At 41.9% G+C, this 9,293-nt stretch carries 9 protein-coding genes; all 9 read right to left on the bottom strand.

From position 1 onward, the window contains the following. Positions 1-64: 64 nt before the first annotated feature. The gene (gene sufB / locus ADM50_RS00750; protein ID WP_000797056.1) at positions 65-1,477 is read right to left on the bottom strand and encodes a Fe-S cluster assembly protein SufB; all 1,413 of its coding nucleotides are present in this window, start codon (positions 1,475-1,477) and stop codon (positions 65-67) included. A gap of 57 nt (positions 1,478-1,534) precedes the next feature. Next, positions 1,535-1,975, bottom strand: a complete 441-nt coding sequence (gene sufU / locus ADM50_RS00755; protein ID WP_001218473.1) for a Fe-S cluster assembly sulfur transfer protein SufU — start codon at positions 1,973-1,975, stop codon at positions 1,535-1,537. Then, positions 1,962-3,188, bottom strand: coding sequence for a cysteine desulfurase (locus ADM50_RS00760; protein ID WP_049484191.1), 1,227 nt, complete (start codon positions 3,186-3,188; stop codon positions 1,962-1,964). The genes sufU and ADM50_RS00760 overlap by 14 nt, the downstream gene beginning before the upstream one ends. A gap of 10 nt (positions 3,189-3,198) precedes the next feature. Continuing rightward, a complete protein-coding gene (gene sufD / locus ADM50_RS00765) occupies positions 3,199-4,461 on the bottom strand; it encodes a Fe-S cluster assembly protein SufD (protein WP_049484192.1) in 1,263 nt (420 codons plus the stop codon). A 27-nt stretch (positions 4,462-4,488) separates the two neighbouring features. Further along, the gene (sufC, locus tag ADM50_RS00770; RefSeq protein ID WP_000114489.1) at positions 4,489-5,259 is read right to left on the bottom strand and encodes a Fe-S cluster assembly ATPase SufC; all 771 of its coding nucleotides are present in this window, start codon (positions 5,257-5,259) and stop codon (positions 4,489-4,491) included. A gap of 151 nt (positions 5,260-5,410) precedes the next feature. Further along, positions 5,411-5,605 (bottom strand): DUF3272 family protein, encoded by a 195-nt coding sequence (locus ADM50_RS00775; RefSeq protein ID WP_049484193.1) that lies wholly within the window; start codon positions 5,603-5,605, stop codon positions 5,411-5,413. 27 nt (positions 5,606-5,632) lie between these two features. Then, positions 5,633-7,291: a DNA polymerase III subunit gamma/tau gene (dnaX, locus tag ADM50_RS00780; RefSeq protein WP_049484194.1), complete on the bottom strand. Its 1,659-nt coding sequence runs from the start codon at positions 7,289-7,291 to the stop codon at positions 5,633-5,635. Then, positions 7,291-7,788, bottom strand: coding sequence for a GAF domain-containing protein (locus tag ADM50_RS00785; protein WP_049484195.1), 498 nt, complete (start codon positions 7,786-7,788; stop codon positions 7,291-7,293). The genes dnaX and ADM50_RS00785 overlap by 1 nt, the downstream gene beginning before the upstream one ends. A gap of 82 nt (positions 7,789-7,870) precedes the next feature. After that, positions 7,871-9,073: a 30S ribosomal protein S1 gene (gene rpsA / locus ADM50_RS00790; RefSeq protein ID WP_049479376.1), complete on the bottom strand. Its 1,203-nt coding sequence runs from the start codon at positions 9,071-9,073 to the stop codon at positions 7,871-7,873. Between the last annotated feature and the right edge of the window lie 220 nt (positions 9,074-9,293).

Here is a 9,293-nt window from a genome sequence, read left to right on the forward strand (position 1 = left end):
TATTAGACTCTTTTTTGAAAAAAATTCTGAACAGAAAGGATTTCTGTTCAGATTCTGCATATTCTTACCCAACAGACCCTTCCATTTCATAGCTAATCAAGCGGTTTAGCTCAACTGCGTATTCCATTGGAAGTTCTTTTGTGAAGGGCTCCACAAATCCCATGACAATCATCTCGGTTGCCTCAGATTCTGACAAACCTCGGCTCATGAGGTAGTAGAGTTGTTCCTCTGAAATCTTAGATACCTTGGCCTCGTGTTCCAAAGCAACTTGCGAGTTGTGAATTTCATTAAACGGAATGGTATCTGATGCTGACAAGTCATCCATGATAATGGTATCACACTCGATGTGGGAAACAGATTTCTTAGAGTTCTTGTTAAAGGTTACTTGTCCACGGTAGTCCACCTTTCCGCCGCCTTTAGCGATGGATTTAGACACGATAGACGAGCTTGTATGTGGGGCGTTGTGGATCATCTTAGCCCCCGTGTCTTGGTGTTGCCCTGCATTGGCAAAGGCGATAGAGAGCATGGTTCCACGCGCTCCTTCTCCATCAAGGTAAACAGACGGGTATTTCATGGTTGTTTTAGCACCCAAGTTTCCATCAATCCACTCAACAGTCGCATCTTTCAAGGCTTTGGCACGTTTTGTTACCAAGTTATAAACGTTGTCAGACCAGTTTTGGATGGTTGTATAACGCATATAAGCTCCGTCCAAAGCGAAAATTTCTACAATAGCAGCGTGCAGGCTATTACTTGAATATGTTGGTGCTGTACATCCTTCTACGTAGTGGACGCTTGCTCCCTCATCAACGATAATCAAGGTACGTTCGAACTGACCTGTATTTTCGTTGTTGATACGGAAGTAGGTTTGAAGTGGAATATCTACCTTGACACCTTTTGGCACGTAGATAAAGGTTCCACCCGACCATACTGCTGAGTTGAGGGCCGCCAACTTGTTATCAGTCGGTGGTACCAACTTAGCAAAGTATTGTTTAAACAAGTCTGGGTATTCCTTGAGGGCAGAATCCGTATCTGTAAAGATAATACCCAATTTCTGGAACTCTTCCTTCATATTATGGTAAACCACTTCTGACTCATACTGGGCAGAAGCTCCTGCCAGATAAGCACGTTCAGCTTCTGGAATACCGATACGTTCAAAGGTTTCTTTAATCTTTTCAGGTACATCATCCCAAGAACGGGCTGGTTTATCAGATGGTTTTTGGTAATAGATCAAGTCATCAAAGTCAATCTCTGACAAGTCTGCTCCCCAGGTTTGCATAGGCATTTTTTTGAAGGTTTCATAAGACTTCAAACGGAATTCTAACATCCACTCAGGTTCTCCCTTAGCAGCTGATAATTCGCGAATGACTTCTTCGTTCAATCCTTTTCCTGTCGATAGGACAGGCTCTACATCGTCATGGAAACCAAATTTATATTCACCAAGGTCAATTGGTTTTGGTTCTACTCTTTCTTCAGCCATAATATCCTTTCTTTCATTCTTCATTTCTACTGATTCATAAGACAAAAGAAACTTGTCTTACTGTTTTTCTTGATCTTCAATTGTTTTCTTAAGTGCATTCCAAGCTAGAGTTGCACACTTGATTCGTTGAGGGAATTTGGCAACACCTGATAAGAAAGCTGCATCACCTAGTTGGTCTTGACGGTCATCCTTTTGACCTTGAACCATTTCAGAAAAGATGGTTGCAAGTTCTAAAATTTCTTGCTTGGTTTTTCCTAAAACGGCATCTGTCATCATACTAGCAGAGGCAGTTGAAATCGTACATCCTGAGTTTAGAAAAGCGATATCCTCCAAACGGTCCTCTGCATCAAACTTGACAGAGAGGTTGATGACATCCCCACAGGTTGGATTATTGAGACTGATTTGCTCAGCATCTTCCAGCTTCCCTTGGTGATGTGGATTTTTCGAATGGTCTGCCACCACTGCCATATAAAGGCTATCTAGTTTAGAAAGTGCCATTGAAAAACTCCTTTGTCTTTTGTAGGGCATCGACCAACTTGTCGCAATCTGCCTTGGTATTGTAGATATAAAAACTTGCGCGAGCTGTTGCTGGGACATCCAAATACTGAAGCAAGGGTTGCGCACAGTGGTGACCTGCTCGAACAGCCACTCCTTCATAATCTAAAGCTGTAGCTAGGTCATGGGGATGAAGATCTCCTAGGTTAAAGGCAATGACACCTGAACGTTGAGCCAGGTCTTGCGAACCATAAATGGTTAACCCTTCAATTTCCTGCAATTTTGGAAAGACGTATGCAATCAATTCCTGTTCATGAGATTCAATGGCATCCATACCAATCTTTTCCAGATAATCCACTGCTGCAGCAAGTCCGATAGCACCTGCCATATTTGGCGTTCCAGCCTCAAATTTCCAAGGTAATTCCTTCCAACTAGCAGATTGCTCATAGACGAAATCAATCATCTCGCCACCAAATTCAACTGGAGACATTTGTTCCAGATACTTTTCTTTACCGTAAAGGACACCAATACCAGTTGGACCAGCCATCTTATGACCTGAAAAGGCAAAGAAGTCCACGTCCAAGCCCTGTACATCAATATTCATATGAGGCGTAGACTGAGCGCCATCCACCACCATGATGGCTCCAACTTTGTGGGCTATCTGAGTAATTTCTTTGATGGGATTGACCACACCCAGAACATTTGAAGCGTGAGCTAGCGAAACAAACTTGACCTTGTCAGTTAATTTTACCTGCAAGTCAGCCATATCCAGAGCTCCATCCTTAAGATAGACATAGACAAGCTCTGCCCCAGTCTTGCGGCAGGCCTCCTGCCAAGGAATGATATTGGAATGATGTTCCATGACAGAAATCAAGACCTGGTCTCCCTCAGTCAACACTTCTTCAGCATAACGTGCCACCCAGTTAAGACTGGTCGTCGTTCCTCTGGTAAAGAGTACTTCCTTTGTAGATCCTGCATTGATAAACTTACGAATGGTTTCACGAGCAGCTTCATAAGAAGCTGTTGCTCGCTCCGCCAAGGTATGAACACCACGGTGAACATTGGCATTTTCCTGCTCATAATAGCGATTGATTGTTTCAAGAACTGCTAGTGGTTTTTGTGTCGTCGCAGCATTGTCCAGATAGACCAGAGGTTCATCGTTGACAATCTGGTCTAAAATTGGAAAATCCTTGCGAATCGCTTCTACATCTAACATAGGCTTCCCCTTAGCGTTTTGACAATTTTTCTTCGATGGTTGCAATCATTTCATCACGAACTTCCTTGACTGGAATCTCTACGATAACGGATCCAAGGAAACCACGAACAACCAAACGTTCTGCAGTTGCCTTGTCCAAGCCACGGCTCATGAGGTAGTACATGTCTTCTGGATCTACCTGACCGATAGACGCCGCGTGTCCTGCAGTAACATCATTTTCATCAATCAAAAGAATTGGGTTGGCATCTGAACGCGCCTGGTCTGAAAGCATGAGAACTCGACTTTCTTGTTGGGCATCTGCTCCTTTAGCTCCCTTGATGATGTGACCGATACCGTTGAAGGTCAAAGTTGCTTTCTCAAGAATAACCCCATGTTGGAGGATATTTCCAATAGAGTTGCAACCATAGTTGGTTACGCGAGTGTCAATCCCTTGCACCTGACGACCACTTGAAAGAGCTACAACCTTAAGATCCGCATGGCTACCATTTCCAAGCAAATCGCTATCAAAGTCTGCAACGACATTTCCTTCGTTCATGACACCAATCGCCCAGTCAATGCTTGCATCATTGCCTAGTTTACCACGACGGCTAATGTAGGCAGTGACATTTTCACCTAAACGGTCAATGGCCGCAAATTTCACTTGCGCACCAGAACGAGCAATCACTTCCACTGTGATATTGGCAGTTGCTTTTGCACTACCTCCACCTCGTGACTCTAAACGCTCCAGATAACTAATCTTGCTGTTTTTACCAGCGATAATCATAATATGCTTATTAAACGGTACATCACTATCGCTATCTTGGTAGAAAATACCTTCAATTGGTTCTGTAATTTCAACATTATCAGGAATGTAGAGAACAGCACCACTGTTAAAGTAAGCTGTATGGTAGGCTGCTAACTTGTCATCGTCATACTTAACAGATGACATGAAGAATTCCTCAATAAGCTCTGGAATTTGTTCTAAAGCTGAGTGGAAGTCTGTAAAGACAACACCTTGTTCAGCCAATTCAACTGGAGTTTGTTCAAAAACAGTCTGCGTTCCTACTTGCACCAATTTCAAGTGATTATCTAGAGCAGTGAAGTCAGGAACATTTGCTGACGGTTCACTTTCTGTAATGGTTCCATCTCCCAGATTCCAACGGTGAAATTTCACACGCTCGATAACTGGTAACTCTAAACTCTCAATCTTATCAAAAGCTTTTTGACGGAGGTCAGCCAACCAGCTTGGTTCAGCGTGCATTTCTGAAAAAAGTTTAATATTCTCTTTAGTCATTTACTTCTCCTAAAAGATACGAGGGAATTACAATTCTTCCTTGTAGTCGTAGCCAAGTTCTTCAGCTAGTTTTGCGTATCCTTCACGTTCCAAACGGGCAGCCAATTCTGGACCACCAGAAAGGACAACACGACCTTCCATCATCACGTGGACCACGTCTGGTGTGATGTAATTCAAAAGACGTTGGTAGTGAGTGATAATCATAGCACCAAAGCCTTCACCACGCATGGCATTGACACCTTTCGATACAACTTTAAGTGCGTCAATATCAAGACCAGAGTCAATCTCATCCAAAAGGGCAAATGTTGGTTCCAACATCAAGAGTTGAAGAATTTCATTACGTTTTTTCTCACCACCTGAGAAACCTTCGTTGAGGTAACGCTCTGCCATTTCTTCTTTCATGTTGAGCAATTCCATTTTCTCGTCTAGTTTAGTGATGAACTCACGAACTGAAATCTTTTCATCATCTTCTTTACCAGCATTCATGGCTGCACGAAGAAATTCAGCGTTGGTGATTCCAGGAATTTCAGATGGGTATTGCATAGCCAGGAAAAGTCCCATACGCGCACGCTCGTCCACTTCCAATTCAAGGATGTTTACGCCATCAAACAAGACCTCCCCTTTGGTAACTTCATAGTTAGGGTTCCCCATAATAGCTGCAGAAAGAGTTGATTTACCTGTACCATTTGGTCCCATGATAGCTGCGATTTCTCCTGTTTTCAGAGTCAGATTGACTCCTTTCAAAATTTCTTTTCCTTCAATCTCAACGTGAAGATCTTTGATCTCTAATACTGACATGATAGTTCCTTTCTTTTTCTGGCCTACTTCCTTTATCCTTAAAGAAATCACTTACATTTCTCTAAAAATACAAGAAAAGGTCCATAAATATACTCTACTAGTATAACAAAAAAAAGCCTAAAAGGCTTTGATTTTGTTTAGAAGCTAGTGACTAATCCTTGCGGTTTAAGTACTGATCAATGGCATCTACTATTTTCCCCATTACATAACTTAACCTAAAATTTCGAAAAAGTAGAATGGCCCAAAAGGCTGCCATGAAATAGCGACCAGTCATCCAAGCTTCATTAAAAAAATAAGTCTCAGCAGCGGTAAATAGTGCTATCACGATAAATTGTTGTCTAGTCATAGGATTATTGTACCATGAAATCCACTTTTAGTCTTCTTCGACCATGACTTTATCAGCCAGAAATTCAAATCCCTCTGGAATCAGGCTTTCTTCTTCTATCTCTTGATCTGATTGAGAAGACTTGTTTCTAGCTGAAAATGCTGCACGAATCTCTTTCCATTCCTCTAGGGAAATTGCCAGGATTTCAGGTGAAAATCCAGCCGCCTGGCTGAGAATATTGCCAAACATGGTATTGAGGTTATCCCGTTTCATGGTTTGCCCTGCATTGAAATTAGACTCAAAGGCTAAAATAGCATGGTGTTCGTTTGCCGCAACTGGTTGAGAACCAACAAGCAGAGCCTTATCAGGACCAGCTAAGCTTTCGATCACTTCTCCCCATGCATTCTGGAGGCGAATCAAGTTTTGCCGTGCCAATTCAGGATTTTCAACAGCTTCTTGTAGGATAGCCTGAACTTTATTACGGTCTACTCGATAGACTGTCTTGGAAGTTGCTGGACGACTAGGAACTGGCGCCACTTGTTTAGGCACCGTTTCAACATTGGCAAGTTCTTGTTTAAGACGAGCTACTTCCTGTCTCAGTGCAGAAATCTCACTTTCGACAGCTTCTGAAAGCACTGGTTCAGGCTTAATCTCCGCTAAACGAATAGTCATCATCTCAGCATAAATCTTAGGTTGTAGGCTTGCTTTCATATCTGCCAAGCTCACAGTCGCTATTCGAATCATTTCAAAGAGACTTTCCTGAGAAAGAGCTAGATTGTCCATAAAAACTGGACTATGATGAGTATTTTCACCACCTGTCTGAACAACCAGTAGATCCCGCAAATACTGCAAGAGATCCGTCACAAAACGAGTCATGCTCTTGCCATTTTCAAACAAAAGATTCAAAGAATCGAGTGCTTTGGGGACATCCTGTTGGGCCAAAGCGGCCACATAGTCATCTAGAGCTGATAGACTAATAGTGCCTGTAATCTCCTCAGAAATAGCTGTCGTTAAAGCATTCCCTTGCGTCAAACTCAAGGCTTGGTCCAGAATAGACAAGGCATCCCGCATCCCACCTTCAGCCCGTCTAGCAATGATTTCCACAGCCTCTGGTTCAGAACTAATATTTTCTTTTTCTAAAATATGATGAATATGTGCCGTGATATCTTGAGTTCGAATCGATTTAAACTCAAAACGTTGGACACGCGATAAAATAGTTGCTGGAATCTTGTGCAATTCAGTGGTCGCCAAGATAAAGACAACATTTTGAGTTGGTTCTTCTAGCGTCTTTAAAAGCGCATTAAAAGCTCCTGTAGATAGCATATGAACCTCGTCTATGATATAGACCTTATAACGTGCCAAACTAGGTGCATAGGTGGATTTATCACGAATTTCTCGGATTTCATCAACTCCGTTATTCGAAGCTGCATCCATTTCGATAACATCTTCTAAGCTACCTTCTGTCACAGCCTGACAGATATAGCAGTTATTACATGGTTCTCCGTCCACTTGATTCGGACAGTTCATAGCCTTGGCAAAAATCTTGGCTACACTGGTCTTCCCAGTCCCACGAGGGCCCGAGAAAAGATAAGCGTGACTAATCTTTTCCTGCTCAACTGCTTGTTTTAGGGTTTTAGCCACAACCTCTTGACCTACCAGTTGTGAAAAAGTCTGGCTTCTATATTTTCGATAAAGTGCTTGATACATTAGGCTTTCTCCTCAAACATCGTAAAGTCCCATTCTGTCTTCTCAAGCAAAATAGCGACAAATTGTTCCAAGTAATCACGGTCAATGGCATTGTAATCATCAATAAGTGAAGAATCTAGGTCTAAGACACCCAGCAATCGACCATTCTTGAGCATGGGAACCACGATTTCACTCTTGGCCATACTATCACAAGAAATGTAGTTTGGATAGGTGCTCACATCCCCAACTAAAACAGTCTCTTGAAACTCAGCAGCTTCTCCACAAACGCCTTTCCCAAGCGGAATGCGAATACAAGAAACACCACCCTGAAAAGGCCCTAAAACCAACTCGCTACCATCAAACAGATAAAATCCTGCAAATACAGTATTGGGAAAGCGAGATTTTAGGAGGGCACTAGCATTCGAAAGATTGGCAAGAACATTGCTCTCACCTTCAAGTAAATAAGAGAGTTCCTCATTTAAAAATTGATATTGTGATTGTTTTTCTGAATCTAACATAGAACTATTATATCAAAAATGAGAAAGAGACAAAAGAAAAATCCCTTGTTTTAAACAAAGGATTTTGTGATTATCAATTTGATTAAAGTTCGATATCACCGAACAAATCAGCCATTGAGAATCCTGTTTGTGTTTCTGGAAGTTCGAAATCACGTTTTTCTTGACGTTTTGGACGACGTGGACGAGCAGCACGTTTTTCTTCTTTTTGTCCTTCTTCTTGAGCTGGACGTTCTTCAAGAGCTTTGATAGAAAGAGATACGCGTTCTGCGTCAGCGTTAACATCAAGTACTTTAACAGTAACTTCTTGACCAACAGTAAGAGCTTCTTTTGGATTTTCGATACGTTTGTGTGAAATTTGTGATACATGAACAAGTCCATCGATACCTGGCAATACTTCAACAAATGCACCGAAGTCAGTCAAACGTTTAACTGTTCCTTCTACTACATCACCTTTAGCCAATTTTTGCTCAACGCCATCCCATGGTCCAGGTGTTGTTGCTTTAAGTGAAAGTGATACGCGTCCTTCTTCTTCGTTAAGATCAAGGATCTTCACTTCGATTTCTTCACCAACAGTTACAACTGATTTAGGTGATACGTTACGTTCGTGTGACAATTCAGTCAAGTGAACCAATCCATCAACTCCACCAAGGTCGATGAAAGCACCAAAGCTAGTGATACGAGCAACTTTACCAGTTACGACATCACCAACAGCCAATTTACCGAATACTTCAGCACGAGCTGCTGCAGTAGCTGCTTCAACAACTTCACGACGTGAAAGGATAAAACGGTTTTCTTTAGGATCAACTTCTTTGATTTTAGCATCAAATTCTTGGCCTACGAAACGCTCAGTGTTACGTACGAAACGAGTATCCAACATTGAAGCTGGGATAAATCCACGAACACCTTCAAATTCTACTGCAAGTCCACCTTTAACGGCACGAGTTCCTTTAACAGTAACAACTTCTTCTTCGCGTCCTACAAGTTTGTCCCATGCTTTGCGAGCTTCAAGGCGTTTTTTAGATACAAGGTATGTAACTGTATCAGTATCTTTACCAACTACTTGACGAAGTACAAGAACATCCAATACTTCTCCTACTTTCACAAAGTCATTGATATCTGCATCGCGATCGTTTGTCAATTCGCGAAGAGTCAAGACACCTTCAACACCAGTCCCAGAGATTGCAACGTTAGCTTGAGTCGCATCAACTGTCAATACTTCAGCACTAACAACATCACCAGGCTCAACTTGGCTAACGCTATTTAGCAAATCTTCAAATTCGTTCATCTAAAAAATCCTCCAACAATCAAGTTTTTCCAAACTTGACATACTTATAATTTTTTTCCTAAGCACCCGCAAAGACATGTTCATATCGTTCACGTCTTTCAATTATAAAAATAAAATACCCTAAGATATTTTTCTTTTTATCTTGAATTTATTACCTAAGAACTGGGGTAGCTGGATTCGAACCAACGCATGAGGGAGTCAAAGTCCCTTGCCTTACCGC

The sequence above is a fragment of the Streptococcus oralis genome, from assembly GCF_001075675.1.
In the GTDB taxonomy this organism is placed as follows: Bacteria; Bacillota; Bacilli; order Lactobacillales; family Streptococcaceae; genus Streptococcus; species Streptococcus oralis_V.